10 protein-coding genes are annotated in these 16,433 nt (G+C 34.5%); 3 read left to right on the top strand and 7 right to left on the bottom strand.

Annotation, left to right across the window (positions count from 1 at the left end):
* Window positions 1-88: 88 nt before the first annotated feature.
* From IEV84_RS04375 to IEV84_RS04365, 3 genes are read right to left on the bottom strand one after another with little or no spacing between them, the layout of a single operon-like run.
* Window positions 89-835, bottom strand: coding sequence for a succinate dehydrogenase/fumarate reductase iron-sulfur subunit (locus tag IEV84_RS04375; protein ID WP_066325411.1), 747 nt, complete (start codon window positions 833-835; stop codon window positions 89-91).
* A gap of 50 nt (window positions 836-885) precedes the next feature.
* A complete protein-coding gene (locus IEV84_RS04370) occupies window positions 886-2,886 on the bottom strand; it encodes a fumarate reductase/succinate dehydrogenase flavoprotein subunit (protein ID WP_188492779.1) in 2,001 nt (666 codons plus the stop codon).
* Between the two features lie 12 nt (window positions 2,887-2,898).
* On the bottom strand, window positions 2,899-3,564 hold the full coding sequence (locus IEV84_RS04365) for a succinate dehydrogenase cytochrome b subunit (RefSeq protein ID WP_188492777.1): 666 nt from the start codon (window positions 3,562-3,564) through the stop codon (window positions 2,899-2,901).
* Window positions 3,565-3,934: 370 nt separating this feature from the next.
* Between IEV84_RS04365 and IEV84_RS04360 the strand changes: the two genes are divergently transcribed.
* The 3 genes from IEV84_RS04360 to IEV84_RS04350 all read left to right on the top strand — a co-directional run bounded on the left by IEV84_RS04360 (window position 3,935) and on the right by IEV84_RS04350 (window position 7,741).
* Entirely contained in the window at window positions 3,935-5,296 is a 1,362-nt protein-coding gene (locus IEV84_RS04360) for a hydroxymethylglutaryl-CoA synthase family protein (protein ID WP_188492775.1), read from the top strand.
* 205 nt (window positions 5,297-5,501) lie between these two features.
* Window positions 5,502-6,794, top strand: coding sequence for an aminopeptidase P family protein (locus IEV84_RS04355; RefSeq protein WP_188492773.1), 1,293 nt, complete (start codon window positions 5,502-5,504; stop codon window positions 6,792-6,794).
* A gap of 164 nt (window positions 6,795-6,958) precedes the next feature.
* Window positions 6,959-7,741 (top strand): alpha/beta fold hydrolase, encoded by a 783-nt coding sequence (locus IEV84_RS04350; RefSeq protein WP_188492771.1) that lies wholly within the window; start codon window positions 6,959-6,961, stop codon window positions 7,739-7,741.
* Here the strand turns inward: IEV84_RS04350 and IEV84_RS04345 are convergent.
* The 4 genes from IEV84_RS04345 to IEV84_RS04330 form a co-directional block, all read right to left on the bottom strand.
* Window positions 7,738-8,409, bottom strand: a complete 672-nt coding sequence (locus IEV84_RS04345; protein ID WP_188492768.1) for an ATP-binding cassette domain-containing protein — start codon at window positions 8,407-8,409, stop codon at window positions 7,738-7,740. The genes IEV84_RS04350 and IEV84_RS04345 overlap by 4 nt on opposite strands.
* A gap of 300 nt (window positions 8,410-8,709) precedes the next feature.
* Window positions 8,710-11,472 (bottom strand): PD-(D/E)XK nuclease family protein, encoded by a 2,763-nt coding sequence (locus IEV84_RS04340; protein ID WP_188492767.1) that lies wholly within the window; start codon window positions 11,470-11,472, stop codon window positions 8,710-8,712.
* A gap of 62 nt (window positions 11,473-11,534) precedes the next feature.
* Window positions 11,535-12,956, bottom strand: coding sequence for an OmpA family protein (locus tag IEV84_RS04335; RefSeq protein ID WP_188492765.1), 1,422 nt, complete (start codon window positions 12,954-12,956; stop codon window positions 11,535-11,537).
* A 278-nt stretch (window positions 12,957-13,234) separates the two neighbouring features.
* Entirely contained in the window at window positions 13,235-16,387 is a 3,153-nt protein-coding gene (locus tag IEV84_RS04330) for a UvrD-helicase domain-containing protein (protein WP_188492763.1), read from the bottom strand.
* Window positions 16,388-16,433 lie beyond the last annotated feature (46 nt).

Here is a 16,433-nt window from a genome sequence, read left to right as displayed (position 1 = left end):
AGTTGCCGCAGAGATTCACAAAGTTTGTTCCAACAAAAAAGCGCATTCAAATCAATGAATGCGCTTTTAAAATATATTGAAAAAATTATTATCCTTTCAAGCTAGCTGACATATACTCTCTGTTCATACGAGCAATGTTTTCAAGAGAAATTCCTTTTGGACACTCGATTTCACAAGCACCTGTATTAGTACAGTTACCAAATCCTTCATCATCCATTTGGCTTACCATGTTCAGTACACGATCAACAGCTTCTACCTGACCCTGTGGCAATAAAGCAAATTGAGAAACTTTTGCAGCAACGAATAACATTGCAGATGAGTTTTTACAAGTTGCAACACAAGCTCCACAACCAATACAAGTTGCAGCATCAAAAGCAGCATCAGCGTCTTTTTTGTTTACCGGAATCGTATTAGCATCGATAGTATTTCCTGAAGTATTTACCGAGATAAATCCTCCTGCGTGTTGGATTCTGTCAAAAGAACTTCTGTCAACAACTAAGTCTTTCACAACCGGGAAAGCAGCAGCACGGAATGGCTCAATAGTGATAGTATCACCATCTTTAAACATACGCATGTGCAATTGACAAGTAGTAACTCCTCTGTCCGGTCCGTGAGCTTCTCCATTGATAAATAAAGAACACATTCCGCAGATACCCTCGCGACAATCGTGGTCAAAAGCTACCGGCTCTTCACCAGCATTGATTTGTTGTTCGTTGAATACGTCAAGCATTTCAAGGAATGACATATCAGGTTCAATTCCGTCGATTTTATAATCAACCATTTTCCCTTTATCCTGGGCGTTTTTCTGACGCCATATTTTTAATGTAAGTTTCATTTTGTCTAAGTATTAAGTATTAGAAACAAGTATCAAGACTTTTCTAAATACTATTTATAACTACGTTGAACTAGTTTAATGTTTTCGTAATTCAATGGTTCTTTGTGTAACACTGCATCACTTGGTTTTCCTTTGTATTCCCAAGCAGCAACATAAGCAAAGTTATCATCATCACGAAGTGCTTCCCCTTCTTCAGTTTGGTATTCCTCACGGAAATGACCTCCACAAGATTCTTTACGGTGTAAAGCATCTTTAGCAAACAACTCTCCTAATTCTAAGAAATCGGCAACACGAATTGCTTTTTCTAATTCCTGATTGAATTCTTTATCTGTTCCAGGTACTTTTACATCTTTATAAAACTCTTCACGTAAAGCAGCGATTTCTTCCATTGCTTCAGTTAAGCCTTTTTCATTACGAGCCATACCTACTTTATTCCACATAATTTTACCTAATTTTTTGTGGAAATAATCAACTGAATGCGTTCCTTTATTATTGATAAAGTTAGCAATCAAATCTTTTACTGATTTCTCAGCTTCTTCAAACTCAGGTCTGTCTGTAGAGATAGGTCCCATTTTGATATCCGGAGCTAAATAATCTCCAATTGTGTAAGGCAATACGAAGTATCCGTCAGCCAAACCTTGCATCAAAGCAGAAGCTCCTAAACGGTTAGCTCCGTGGTCAGAGAAGTTAGACTCTCCAATTGAGAAACATCCAGGAATTGTAGTCATCAAATTGTAATCAACCCAAGTACCACCCATTGTATAGTGAACCGCAGGGTAAATCATCATCGGAGTTGTATACGGATCTTCGTCTACAATTTTATAATACATTTGGAACAAGTTCCCGTATTTACTTTTTACAATTTCAGTACCTAATTTAGTTACCAAAGCTTTATCATTAGCATCTAAACCTTTTACATAAGCAGCTTCAGTACCATAACGTTGAATTGCCGCAGCAAAATCCAAGTAAACCGCTTCTCCTGTTTTGTTAACACCAAAACCGGCATCACATCTTTCTTTAGCAGCACGAGAAGCTACGTCACGAGGCACTAAGTTACCAAAAGCAGGGTATCTTCTTTCTAAGAAATAATCTCTGTCAGCTTCAGCTAAATCAGTTGCTTTTTTCTTTCCTTCACGAATAGCCTGTGCATCTTCTAATTTTGCAGGAACCCAAATACGTCCGTCATTACGAAGAGACTCAGACATCAACGTTAATTTTGACTGGTGATCTCCTGAAACCGGGATACAAGTTGGGTGAATTTGAGTATAACAAGGGTTTGCGAAGAACGCTCCTTTTTTGTGGATTTTCCAAGCTGCAGTAGCATTAGAACCCATTGCATTTGTTGACAAGAAGAATACGTTTCCGTAACCTCCTGAACCAATAACAACTGCGTGAGCTGAATGTCTTTCGATTTCACCGGTAATTAAGTTACGAGCGATAATACCTCTTGCTTTTCCGTCGATAATTACTAATTCAAGCATTTCATGACGGTTGTACATTTTGATTTTTCCACGACCAATTTGACGGTTCATTGCAGAATAAGCTCCTAACAATAATTGTTGTCCTGTTTGACCTTGTGCATAAAATGTACGGGAAACCAAAGTTCCTCCGAAAGAACGGTTATCCAATAATCCACCATATTCACGAGCCAATGGCACCCCTTGAGCCACACATTGGTCAATAATATTAGCAGAAACTTCAGCTAAACGGTGTACGTTAGCCTCACGAGCACGGTAATCTCCTCCTTTTACAGTATCGTAAAACAATCTGTAAACTGAGTCACCGTCTCCTTTATAATTTTTTGCTGCGTTGATTCCCCCTTGTGCCGCAATAGAGTGCGCACGACGTGGTGAATCCTGGAAACAAAATGCTTTTACGTTATATCCTAATTCTGCTAAAGTAGCAGCTGCAGAACCTCCAGCTAATCCTGTTCCAACAACAATAATATCTAAATTACGTTTGTTAGCAGGGTTTACTAAATTAATATGATCTTTATAATTTGTCCATTTGTCCGCAATTGGACCATGTGGAATTTTTGAATCTAATGCCATTATAATTGAATATTAATGATTGAAATGATGAAATAATGCAATAAACACGAATCCTAAAGGAACGATTACAGAGAACCATAATCCGAAATTCTTCATTCCTTTAGTGTATTTATTGTTTTGTCCAATAGATTGGAAAGAAGAACTAAATCCGTGACGCAAGTGTAATGATAACAACACAAAAGACAAAGAATACAATCCGGTACGTACAGGATTAACAAATTTCTCAGCTAATTCATGAAAATAACGTGTTTCATCAGCCGGATTAAACTCTACATATTTATAAACCATTTCCGGAACCCAGAAATCATAAAAATGTACCGCTAAGAAAGCCAAAATAACAGAACCTGAAATGATCATGTTACGTGAAGCCCAACTTGCATTTGCAGCGCCATTGTAGCTTGCATATCCTATTGGTCTTGCTTTTTTGTTTTGGATATCCAACACAAATCCCATGATGAAGTGAAAAACAACACCTACAATAAGAATAGGTTGAATAACAAACTGAACCAAAGGATTGGTTCCCATGAAATGAGAAATCGAATTAAACACATCGGCACTAATCACCGAAGTCAAATTAATTAAAAAATGCTGTGCCAGGAACAACATCAAAAAAAGTCCTGAAAGTGCCATAGCTACTTTTTTTGCTATTGACGATTTCAATAATCCAGATTTTGCCATAATATTTTAGAATATAGTTTTAAAAAGTACACAAAAATAGAGTAATTAGGAACGAACTACAACCTTTTCGTTCTTATTTAGAAACGTTATAAAGTTTTTAACTAAAAACAGCGTTTTTCAACAAGAAATAACATTTTAATAAATTGATTTACAGCATTTTAAACAATTTTAATTCATAAAAAAACGACAAATCGACCCAAAAAACAAATTAATTATTAGCATTCAGAAGCCTAAAAAATATACATTTAATAATTTTTACATTCAAATACTTTTAAATCAACAAAAAACACAAAATCAAGCTATTTTGTGTACTAAAAAAAACGGCTTTTCCAAAGCGTCATTTTATCTTTGCGAATTCAAAAAAATGACAATGAAAACAGGAATTGACGCACTCTCATTTGACGTAGCTAAACTACATTTACCTATAAAAACATTGGCTGAAGCCAGAAACATAGAACCCGAAAAACTGGAAAAAGGTCTGGGATTAATCAAAATGACTTTACCCGATACGCATCAGGACAGTGTGGTCTTTGCAGCAAATGCCCTTACTAAGTTAATTCAGGACAACCAAATTAACTTAAACGAAATTGCACGTATCTATGTAGGAACCGAAAGTTCCATAGACAGCGCAAAACCTATAGGATCTTATTTAGTGGATTTGATGGAGCAAAAATTTGGAGAAAATACGCTAGCCGAATGTGATGTAGTTGATTTTACCTTTGCCTGTATTGGCGGTGTGGATGCGATGCAAAACTGTCTTGATTTCATCAAATTAAATCCAACAAAAAAAGCCGTTGTAGTAACTACCGATTTTGCTAAATACGATTTGAATTCTACCGGCGAATACACACAAGGAGCTGGAGCAGTTGCCATGCTAATTACAGCAAACCCAAGAATTATTGCTTTCGAAAATCACTGGGCGACCAATACCAAAGGTGTTTTTGACTTTTTCAAACCTTTTAGAACAGTTTCAAAAGAAGCAATTAGCGGAAATACAAACAACGAATCTTGGTTTGAAAACTTAGAAGCTGAAATCGAAATCCACAAAGACCAGCCTGTTTTTGACGGACAATATTCAAACCAATGTTATATGGACAGAACCCGAAATGCTTATTTCTCGTTCAAAAAACTAAAACAAACTTCGACTACACTTTATAATTCATGGAACAGCATCATCATGCACCTGCCTTATTCGTTCCAAGGTCGTAGGATGTTATCTGAAATTTATGCTTTGGATGCTGAAAATTCAATTATCTCAGGCGAAGAAACTCCAGCCGAGTACCAAACGAAACTGAAAGAAACCAGCAAAACTTCGGAATACAAAAATTTTGTTGAAGAAAAATTAATGCCTGCTGAATTAGCTTCTTCATTAATCGGAAACTTATACACCGGTTCTATTTTCATGGGATTCCTTTCTACTTTAGCACATTTTTATGATTCGAAAAAAGAAATTTCAGGAAACACTTTTGGATTCCTGGCTTATGGAAGCGGATCTAAATCTAAAGTTTTCGAAGGAATTATTCAGGACGAATGGAAATCAGCAATTGCAAATACAAAGCTTTTTGAAACTTTAGAAAAAAGCTTCGAAATTGATTTTGACACTTACGAGAAATTGCATAAAAAAGAACAAAAACAAAGTATTCAAGCTCCTAAACAAGAATGGATTTTAGATCGAATCGAAAAAGAAATCCCGACATTAATTGGTGCACGCTATTACAAATGGATTGATTAAATTTGTGTAAAAACATTTAAGCTCATAAATTACTTTGAAATTTTAAAACCATAATCTATCATTCAGTTTGTCATTCCGACGAAGGAGGAATCTCATCAAACTGCTTACGTAACGGAGATTCCTCCTTCGTCGGAATGACAAGATTGTGGTTATTTCTATTATAGTATTTTAAAAGTTTAAATAATACAAATAAAAACTTTTTCCTATGAAATACCATCCGATTGATCGCCATTTATTCATAAAAAACCGTAGCAAATTCACGGCTCAAATGAAGCCTAATAGTCTGGCTGTTTTTAATTCCAATGATATTTATCCCGTTAGTGCCGACAGCACTTTGCCTTTTGCGCAACACCGTGATATTTTTTATTTAAGCGGAATCGATCAGGAAGAAAGTATTTTACTCCTTTTCCCTGATGCTCCTTACGAACACCAAAAAGAAATCTTATTCCTGAAAGAAACCAGCGAACTCATCGCTATTTGGGAAGGCGCTAAATTAACCAAAGACGAAGCTTTTACCGTTTCAGGCGTAAAAACGGTTTACTGGCTACAGGATTTTGAAAAAGTCCTGTTCGAACTAATGACTTATTGCGATACTATTTATATCAATACCAACGAACATTACCGTTCGCACGTGGAAACCGAAACCCGTGAGGCGCGTTTTGTGAAATGGTGGAAAGAAAAATATCCGGCACACGCCGTTGCAAAAAGCAATCCTATTTTGCAACGACTCCGTTCTGTTAAAGAAAAAGAAGAGTTGGATTTGATTCAGCACGCCTGCAATATTACCGAAAAAGGTTTTCGAAGAATCCTCTCTTTTGTAAAACCAAATGTGATGGAATACGAAATCGAAGCCGAATTCATCCACGAGTTTATTCGCAATCGTTCCAAAGGTTTTGCTTACACCCCTATTATTGCCTCAGGAAACAATGCCAACGTACTGCATTATATCGAAAACAACAAACAATGCAAAGCCGGCGATTTGATTCTGCTGGACGTTGCAGCCGAATACGCTAATTATTCCAGTGATTTAACCCGAACCATTCCAGTTTCCGGTCGTTATTCCGAAAGACAAAAAGCGGTTTACAACGCAGTTTTAAGAGTAAAAAACGAAGCTACTAAAATGCTGACTCCGGGAACACTCTGGAAACAATACCAAGCCGAAGTTGGTAAAATCATGAGTTCGGAATTACTTGGTTTAGGATTATTGGACAAAGCCGATGTACAAAACGAAAACCCGGAATGGCCAGCCTATAAAAAATATTTCATGCACGGCACTTCACACCACATGGGACTCGATACCCACGATTACGGCATTCTGACCGAACCAATGCAAGCTAATATGGTCTTTACCGTAGAACCCGGAATCTACATTCCCGAAGAAGGTTTCGGAATCCGACTGGAAGACAACGTTGTTATTCAGGAAAAAGGAGAACCATTTAATTTGATGAAAAACATTCCTATTGAAGTGGAAGAAATTGAACATTTAATGAATGCTTGATTTTTTAGAGCAAAGAAAAAAGAAACAAGAGAAAAGACGGTTTACAGAAATGTGAACCGTCTTTTATTTTAACATATAAGACATTTAAGCATTAAAAATCTCCAAAACTTATGTGACTTATGTGTTTCAAAAAAACTATTTTTGCCTTATAAATTCCATCGAAATTGAATTCCATTCTCTTTAAAAATACTCGTATTTCTTATACTGATTCAGGAAAAGGTACCGCTGTAATTTTACTCCATGGTTTCTTGGAAAACCAACAAATGTGGGACAATTACGTTTCAGTTTTCGCTAAAAAAAACCGCGTAATTACAATTGATTTATTGGGTCACGGTGAAACAGAATGTTTGGGTTATGTGCATTCAATGGAAAACAACGCTGATATAGTTCATGCTGTTTTAACCAAATTACACATTCGAAAAGCTATTTTTGTAGGGCATTCCATGGGCGGTTATGTGGCCTTAGCTTTCGCAGAAATGTATCCTGATTATATAAAAGCTTTGGTTTTATTGAATTCCACTTCAAGAGCAGACAGTGACGAAAGAAAAGCCAATCGAGACCGTGCTATTAAAGCGGTAAAACAATCTTTTACAAATTTTATTTCGCTTTCTATTGCTAATTTATTCAGCGAAGAAAACCGTGAAAGACTCAAAGACAAAATAGAAACAGTAAAAAACGAAGCCTTAAAAACACCTCTACAAGGTATTGTTGCCTCATTGGAAGGAATGAAAATCCGTATGGATCGCGAAGTGTTATTACATTTAACTCCTTATCCAAAAATGCTTATTCTGGGCAAAAAAGACCCTGTTTTAAATTACGAGGAAAATTTAGAACAAATTGAAGAAACCGATGTACAATTAGTCACTTTCCCTGACGGACACATGAGCCATATTGAAAATGAAGCAGAATTGACTAAGGTATTAGCAGACTTTTTTAAGAAAATTTAAATCATTCCTGATTTTAAATAACCTCTTGTCACTAGCTCACTTTTATCTTTTAAGTGATGCATTTTACCTTCTTTCATCAGTGCTAATCTAGTAGAAACTTTTATCACATTTTCATAATTATGATCCGTAATAACAATCCCTTTTGCCTTTGATTTTTTAGTTATTAACGTATTAACTTTTTCAATCATTAGCGGAGACAAACCATTGTAGGGTTCATCAAGCAAAACAAATTTTGTTTCTTTATAGAGAATTAATTTAATCTCTAAATACCGTAATTCTCCACTTGATAAATGCTTGATTTTTTTGTTTCGGATGGCTTGAATCATTTCGTCTTCATAAAAATGCTCTAATTTATCTTTTGTTATTGATAATCGAATTGCTTTTTCTACAGAGAATCCATTTGGAATAAAATTGTCCTGAGGCAAATAACTAACCTCAGTTAATAAGTCCTTCGTTTTTGACTTCGGCGAACCATCAATACGAACAAATTTAAAATCAGCAGTTACAATACCGAAAAGTATTTTTAGAAAAGTAGATTTCCCGGAACCATTTCTTCCTAAAATCCCAATAATATCATTCGTTTCACATTTTAAATATAAATCTGAAATTATATTCTTTCCATCATATCGTTTTTGAATACTATCAACTTCTAATACACTTCTAAGCATACAAATGTTTTATTAGATTAACAATCCAAATTAACAAAACGGAGAAAACAACATTCATAAAAAAACTACTAATCAATAATTTAAACTTTGAAATTCCATTATTAGAATAAAATAGATATTCATTTTTTGAATTCACTTCTTTCATTAAAATACTTATCCAAAAACCCAAAATGACAACTATGATTTTGAAGCTTTCAAAACCTCCAAAAACCCATCCCAAAAGACTTACCGATAACGTTATTACCAAAGTACTCTTGTAAAATTCGAAAATATTTACTTGCTTTCTAAAAAATTTATCCATTACACTTTCTCTTCAAACGGAATCGTTTCATATAAAATCTCTTTTAACAACAAGACAATTTGTTCCAGATAATTAGCCATCATTTCATCGTTAATCATTTGTTGAACATCTTTATCTTCTTTAAAATTAAAAGGTAAAAATCCTGATTTTAAATTTTTAAACGAAATAATTCCTGCTTCAATCGGTTTTCCGTTAGCTTCATTTTCATACATGAAAGCATAAGCCAAAACCTGAATAATTTTATCATTTTTAAGCTCCTGAGTCAATCCATTCCAGGTTTTCAAAGTCACATTTGCCTTATCAACTTTTCCGGTTTTATAATCAATAATTCGAATATTTCCGTTGCGTTCTTCAATTCGATCGACATTTCCTTTGATTAATACCGGAAAAGGTAAATCCCGATGCTTCAGTTCTCGCTGAAATGTTTGCTCCAAAGCAATGATTTTAATCGCGTCACCTTCTTTTATACTTTCCAGTTCTACTTTCAGGAAATTAAAAACATTGCGTTTTGCCACTTCAAAAGCCAAAAGATTGCGCCCTTTTTTAATTTCTCCTTCCTTATAAACTATTTTAAACTGCTTTAAAACTTCGGCATCAATCAATTTAAAACAATTCTCAATGTCAGACTCCGAAATAAATTTACCAATAAAAGGAGTATACAAAGCCAATAATGTCTCGTGAATTATGGTCCCTAAAGTGTTCAAAGCAATATTCTCCTCTACTTCTTCCACTTCCCTGATTCGTAATATTTTCTGGAAATAAAACTGAATCGGATTCCTGATATAACTTGTCAATGCCGAAGGCGAAAAACCTTCTTCTGCAATTTTTTTCAAACGCCCCATTACCGCCGGAGATTTTTCAATTATCATTGGCTTATAAGCCGTTTCGGGTAAAATGGCATTATAAATTTCATGAGACAAATTATGATTGGGTTGCTTTTCAACTTCTAATTGGGTTATAAACCTGCTCTTTTCTCCAGCATCCAAACCTTCACTTTCGGTATTGTACAATAAGTAAATATTCTTAGCTCGTTGTAACAAATGATAAAAGTGATAAGTATAAATCGCATCTTTTTCTTTAAAAGTAGGCAATCCTAACTCTCTTTTCACATCATAAGGGATAAATGAATTCTGGGATTTTCCCGCCGGGAATTTGCCTTCATTCATCGAAGTCACAATCACAGTCTCAAAATCCAAAACACGACTTTCTAAAACTCCCATAATTTGCAAACCATTCAGCGGTTCCCCTTCAAAAGAAACTTCAGCCAGATCAATTACCTGCTTATAAATGGCATGCAAAGTTTCTATTTTGTCAATATGTTGGTGTTTGGAATAATAATTAATCAGCTTGTTAATGATTTTAAAAATAGCAAAAACAAAGGCTTTGGTTATTTTTTCTTCTTCATTGTCATTGTTCAAATTATTTTTTATAGTCAATAATAATCTTGAAACCGTCTGTAGAACTGCAATAGAACCGTCTTCCCATTTTTGAAACAACAAAGCAAATAAATCAGTTGGATTCGCATTCAATTCCATCATTTTTTGATGGCTAATAAAAGTGTAATTATTCTTATTGATAACATCAACCAATGCAGTAGTTTGGGCATAAGGTTCTACCAAAGGATGGGTCAGAATATCCAAAACGTCTTTATAATACAACACATAACTTTTAGCATTTCTGGACAAAGCATTGGTGTGCATTTTAAACAATTTGGCAATCAAAATCTGGGCAGGATTGTTTTTACCCGAATAACCCATGGTAATATTCAAAGCGCCTACAGTTGACGGCAAAGAATATAACAGCGGCACTAAAAGATTTTCTTCACCAAGTACAATTGCCACTTTATCCAATGATGTCATTGGATTATCATCAATAATTTTCTCAATAATACTTCCTGAAATTTTGGCCTGACCAATACTTTTGGCTGTCCCAATAATTTGAATATTTTTAGTTTGCGAAAAATCATCAACAATCCATTCAAAAGGATTTGATTTATAATGTTTCCAATTTTCTTTAAATCGACGCAAGAACAAGCCTGCATCATGATAGGGATCATTGAGGAAAGTTTTATCAGAGTCCCAATAAATTTTAGCTTGGTCATTAGCTATCAAATGCTGAATAATTTTTTCTTCAGAAGCATTAAGCGCATTAAATCCTGCAAAAACAAATTGTTTTCCTGTAATAGAATTCGAAAAATGATTGAGATTCTCTACCGCTTCCCTATAAATTAATCCCTGATAACCAATCCCTTTATTCAATAAATGCTGATATAAAGATTGGTAATAATGAGGTAATAATTTCCAAAAATCAATATAATTCTCAAGTAGTTTCGTTTTGTTCTCAACCTCAATTCCCCATCTTTTTATATCTTCAATATCTTTGAGGTATGACAAAACATGAGTTGGATCTAACAAATAACGATCTATTTCATTAAAATCCTGTAGCAGTGTTTTTGCCCAATTGGCAAATAATTCAAAAGACTGTTGGCTGCCTTTTTCGGTAACAGATAAATAAACTTCGTAAAATTCAAATAATAATTCTATTGGATCAACAGCGCGAATACTGGCTACATCCTGAATAAAATCTTCAACACTAATAACATTAGGAGCAAGGATAGTATTGGGAACTTGCTTTTTAAGTGCTTCAATCAAAAAGATTTTAGCTCTTTTATTTGGCAAAACCACTATGGTATTAACCAACTCAGCTGAATATTTTTCGATTAAAATTTGAGCTATTTTATCTAGAAAAGTACTATTTATCATAATATAAAAATAAAAAAACGCCCCGATAAATCGGGGCGTTTTCAATAATTATTTAGAAGAAATTATTTGATTAATTTCACTTCAGTTCTTCTGTTTAACGCTTTACCAGCAGCAGTTTTGTTAGTAGCAACCGGCATAGACTCACCATATCCTACTGATTTCAATTTACTAGAAGAGATACCTCTGTCTAATAAAGCATTTCTAACTGCAGCAGCTCTAGCCTCAGAAAGTTTTTGGTTGAAAGCATCAGAACCATCGCTATCTGTATGTCCTTCAATTAAGAATTCAGAGTTAGCATAGTTTTTAAGAAGAGCAGCCATAGCGTCTAATCTCTTAGGAACGTCAGCAGATTTGAATGTAGATTTTCCAGAGTTGAAATAAATAAATCTAGCTTGAGATTTAAGAGCATCCATAGCTTCTTCAGTTACTTCTGGACAACCTTTGTTACTAGCTGGACCAGCAACTTCAGGACAAGCATCATCTTTATCAGCTACACCATCTTTATCAGTATCTGGCCATGGGCATCCTGCATTTTCTTTAGGACCTGCAACATTAGGACATTTGTCATCTTTATCAGCTACACCGTCTTTATCAGCATCAGGACAACCTTTTAACGAAGCCAAACCAGCTACATTAGGACAAGCATCTTCAGCATCAGTAATTCCATCACCATCAGCATCAGGACAACCTTTTAAAGCAGCGATACCAGCAACTTCCGGACAAGCATCTTCAGAGTCGATAATTCCGTCACCGTCAGTATCAGGACATCCGTTGAATTGTTTTAAACCAGCAACTTCAGGACAAGCATCTTCTTTATCGTAGATTCCGTCTCCGTCAGTATCTTTTCCTCCAAATTTGAAAACGATACCTGCTGTGTGTTGAAAGTGAGAACGTTGTAAAGCATCAGAACTATCAAATGCTTTTTTATAAGTTGTACCTAATTCTAAACCAACATTTTCAGTAAACCAAAAAGTTAATCCAGCACCTGCATTTACAGTTCCAAAACTACTATCTCCTAAGAAAGTATAACCCCCACCTAAGTGTAAACTTGGATCAATAACTTTAGATTTAATTAATTCCTTGAAACTGTATCTCACTTTTCCATCAATTCCATAGTACATTAAATCACCTGGATTTGTTACAACCATTCCTCTAGAATCATGACCTGGAGCAGTTGGATCAAAAACCACTAATTTATCAATCTTATTAACAGAACCTTGAAGCCCAACAGAGAAACCACTCCCCACATAACGAGATACACTTAAATAGGATACCGAAGGAAGAATATTCCAGTTATTTTTCACATCAAATGGTTGAGAAAAATGTTGTTGGAACCAACCAACATGTTCAGGACCTGCACTAGTTCTAGTGTCTACAGCATTTACCCCAAAAGCAATAGCCCAAGGGTTGTTACTATCCTGTGCCTGAGAGCTCACACCCATCATAATCAGTACAGCAACAAAAAGTTTGTTAAGATGTTTCATACTTAAAAAATTTAATTACAATTTAGTTAATTATCAACAAAAGTAACGCGTAATTCTTTAACTACAAAATAGAATGTTAAAAAAAAGTTGTGTTTCACCTCTAATTAATCAATAAAAACACACTATCAATCTACCCTAAACAGCAACAAACTCAATAGTGCAATGAGATTAAAAAAAATCACATCAATTTATGAACTAAACTTCTTAATAACAGACAGTCATCATTTTTATAATAAAAAAATCACAAAAAAGCTCTGAATATAAATTATTACATAAAACTAAACCTCAACAACCTCAATTTCCTGACTTATATACACCAATACTTTCTTTTGAACATTAAACCCCATCTGCTCAATTGCAAATTGATAATCTTCTAATTGCCTCTTGTATTTTGAATTATGAATTCCTGTCTTATAATCTAATAAAAAGACTGCATTCCCAGATGCAATTACTATTCTGTCAGGTTTTACTACACTGCCTTCTTTCTGAATAATGGTTTGCTCATTCAACACTTCATTTCCTTCTGCAAAAAACAATTTCAATTCTGAATGATTCACAATTTCCAGAATCGTTTTATAAACCAATTCCTTTTGAACTAAATTAATCAAGCCATTTTCTATTGCCTTATCAACCGCCAAATCCACATCATTTATTGTTTTTACAAAAGACAAAATTTCGTGTACTACATTACCATACTCAATCGACTCCTGTTGATGTGTTCCCCACATTAAAGCTTCTCTCTGAGCAATTTTAATATTCTTAGGATGTAATGTTTCAACAACATTTTCAATTGGCTTCGAAACATCTATATGCTTAGCTTTCGAAGAAATTTTTACCGCATTCCCAAATTCGTATTCCAATTTATCCTTATCAAAAACTCCTTTACTCATCAAATAATTAATAAAAAAAGTACACATGTTGTTTTTAGGAACCTCGTCTTTTTTAGACAAATTCATATTCGAAATCACATACAATTGTTCCTCTGCACGTGTCAACGCTACATAAAGCACATTGACATTATCCAACAATTCTTCCTGCTTTTTTTGATCGTACACCGATTTCGCCTCTTCACCAAAACCCTCTACAGCACTACTATTATCAATCAACGCCTTTGGCAGACCTAAATCCATTTCTTCGGCACCGAGCCATAGTTTATCTTTAGGTTTACGACTGTAATCTTCTTCGGCAAAAGGCATAATTACCACAGGAAATTCCAATCCTTTCGATTTATGAATTGTCATAATTCGAACCGCATTGTTTCCCTCTGGTGATGGAATACTAAACTTAGAACTATTTTTATCCCAAAAAACCAAAAAATCAGCTATTCCGGATTGGTTTCGCACATCACGCTCCAAAACGATATCCAGAAAATATTGTATGTAAGCGTTTCCTGAATTGCCTTTCAAAAATTTCGAAACAATAATTTCAACCGCTTCATAAAGCGACTTTTTTCGAATGTTTTGAAACGAAAGTGAAACATCAAACTGCATCAGCCATTTTTCGAAATCGACTTCCTGTTTTTGTCCCATTCCTTTAGCAATGAAATCATGAACAGCCATTTGATCCTGAATATTTTCGGCTATATAATGTAAAAAATAAGCTTTCGATTCTAAATCAGAATTATTTTTAAGGTATTTTAAAAGATGAATAATCAACCGGACTTCGGTTGCATTTTGAATCATCAAAGTTTCCGAAGACAACAATGGAATATTTTGCTCCGTTAAATAATTGGCAATCGCAATTCCCTGATCACGTTTACGAGTTAAGATCACAATATCTTTATATTCAAAACCTTGTTGTAAAACTTTCTGAATTGTATTTAAAGTTGCCGAAACAAACAATTCGGTTTTATCCAATAACTCTTCATCTTCTTCTGTTGCTTCTATTTTTGGGATAAAAGAAATATTAACATAGCCTCCTGTTTTATCATTTCGTTTTTGGTGACTATGATTCTCATATAAATCCTTATAATCAGGATGCTCAAATTCCGACGAGACTAACTTGAAAAAATCGTTATTGAATTCAATTATCTGAGAATAAGAACGGTAATTTTTATCTAAATGTTCTAATTTTTTATCGGGATTATTAAACGGGTTATTGTCTTTGCTGAGTTCGATAAATTGTTCAGCCTTTCCTCCACGCCAACGATAAATAGATTGTTTTGGATCACCCACAATCATCAAGGTTCCTTTATTTCCATAATCATCCTGACCCGAAAGCGCATTATCAATGAGCGGAATCAAATTTTGCCATTGCATCTCTGAAGTATCCTGAAATTCATCTATAAAAAAGTGGCGATAACGCTCCCCTAATCGTTCATAAATAAAAGGAGCCGGCTGATTTTGAATTTCACGATGAATTATCGCATTAAACTCTGATATCGAAAGTACATTTTGTTCTTCCTGAATTTTAGCCAATTCATTACTCACGGTATTCAGCAATGAAAGCGGCGTGATGTTTTTAAGAAAAGCATTGTAGAAATCTCTTTTCTCGAAATTTTTATAAATCGTTCCCAGAATTTGCAATAATTCAGGAATTATATTTTCAATTAAAGCGCGGTCTTGAGCCGTTTTGTTAATTGCTATATCCTCAAACTCATAGAACTTTTTATTCTTAGGATTATATTTTCCATCCCGAATACTCGCTAAATGATTCGGGAAAGTGCCTCTGGAAAAAGATTTTAAATCAATTCCGTTGTTCTCAATTAACAACAAAGCCCCTTGCGCAAAACCAATATTTTCTTTTTCTAAATCTTTACAAACTGCGATTAATTTCTTTTTAATTTCGACAAATTCAGCAATGGATTTATCATGAAATTGAGTAATTTCATTTCGATTATTTTCGTTCAAAACCAGTTTTCCCGTTTCCATTATTTCTCTCGAAATATCCCAGGATTTATCGTCATCGGTTTTTTCCATTGTAAAATCGATGAGCAATTTTGTCAAGGTTTCATCTTCACCGGCCTGAGCAATAATAGCATCGATAGCTTCGGTTAATAAATTTTCAGTATCCAAAGTGACTTCAAAAGTCATCGGTAAATTCAAATCGTGAGCAAAAGCACGGATGACTTTATGGGTAAACTTATCAATGGTTGAAATATCAAAAGCCGCATAATTATGAATAATATGCTTGATAATTTGCTGCGATTTAGTTTTGATTTGGATTAGCGAAAGTTGGGTATCAACAGCCAAATCCTGCATTAAATCCTGTGCTTTTCCCGAAGGTTCATCCTTAGCAAATTCAGACAAACTGCCCACAATTCGGCTTTTCATTTCGTGCACCGCTTTATTGGTAAAAGTGATGGCCAGAATATTTCGATAGGCATCATTTTTTGGAGAACTAAGAATAATTTTGAGGTATTCTTTGACCAAAGTATAGGTTTTTCCGGAACCGGCTGATGCGTCGTAAATAGAAAAGGAAGGTCTTTGCATGTAAATTTTTGATTGCTAATTAACGATTTTAGATTTCAGAACAAAA

It is taken from the genome of Flavobacterium palustre, from assembly GCF_014639535.1.
GTDB classification, from domain to species: domain Bacteria; phylum Bacteroidota; class Bacteroidia; order Flavobacteriales; family Flavobacteriaceae; genus Flavobacterium; species Flavobacterium palustre.
The sequence above is the reverse complement of the archived record's forward strand: the minus strand, read 5'-3'. Positions and strand labels throughout refer to the sequence as shown.

Bases quoted from the DNA above. Each gene is read 5' to 3' on its own strand.
- IEV84_RS04370 (WP_188492779.1), bottom strand. From the start codon at position 2,886: ATGGCATTAGATTCAAAAATTCCACATGGTCCAATTGCGGACAAATGG.
- IEV84_RS04365 (WP_188492777.1), bottom strand. From the start codon at position 3,564: ATGGCAAAATCTGGATTATTGAAATCGTCAATAGCAAAAAAAGTAGCT.
- IEV84_RS04375 (WP_066325411.1), bottom strand. From the start codon at position 835: ATGAAACTTACATTAAAAATATGGCGTCAGAAAAACGCCCAGGATAAA.
- IEV84_RS04360 (WP_188492775.1), top strand. From the start codon at position 3,935: ATGAAAACAGGAATTGACGCACTCTCATTTGACGTAGCTAAACTACAT.
- IEV84_RS04345 (WP_188492768.1), bottom strand. From the start codon at position 8,409: ATGCTTAGAAGTGTATTAGAAGTTGATAGTATTCAAAAACGATATGAT.
- IEV84_RS04340 (WP_188492767.1), bottom strand. From the start codon at position 11,472: ATGATAAATAGTACTTTTCTAGATAAAATAGCTCAAATTTTAATCGAA.
- IEV84_RS04330 (WP_188492763.1), bottom strand. From the start codon at position 16,387: ATGCAAAGACCTTCCTTTTCTATTTACGACGCATCAGCCGGTTCCGGA.
- IEV84_RS04335 (WP_188492765.1), bottom strand. From the start codon at position 12,956: ATGAAACATCTTAACAAACTTTTTGTTGCTGTACTGATTATGATGGGT.
- IEV84_RS04355 (WP_188492773.1), top strand. From the start codon at position 5,502: ATGAAATACCATCCGATTGATCGCCATTTATTCATAAAAAACCGTAGC.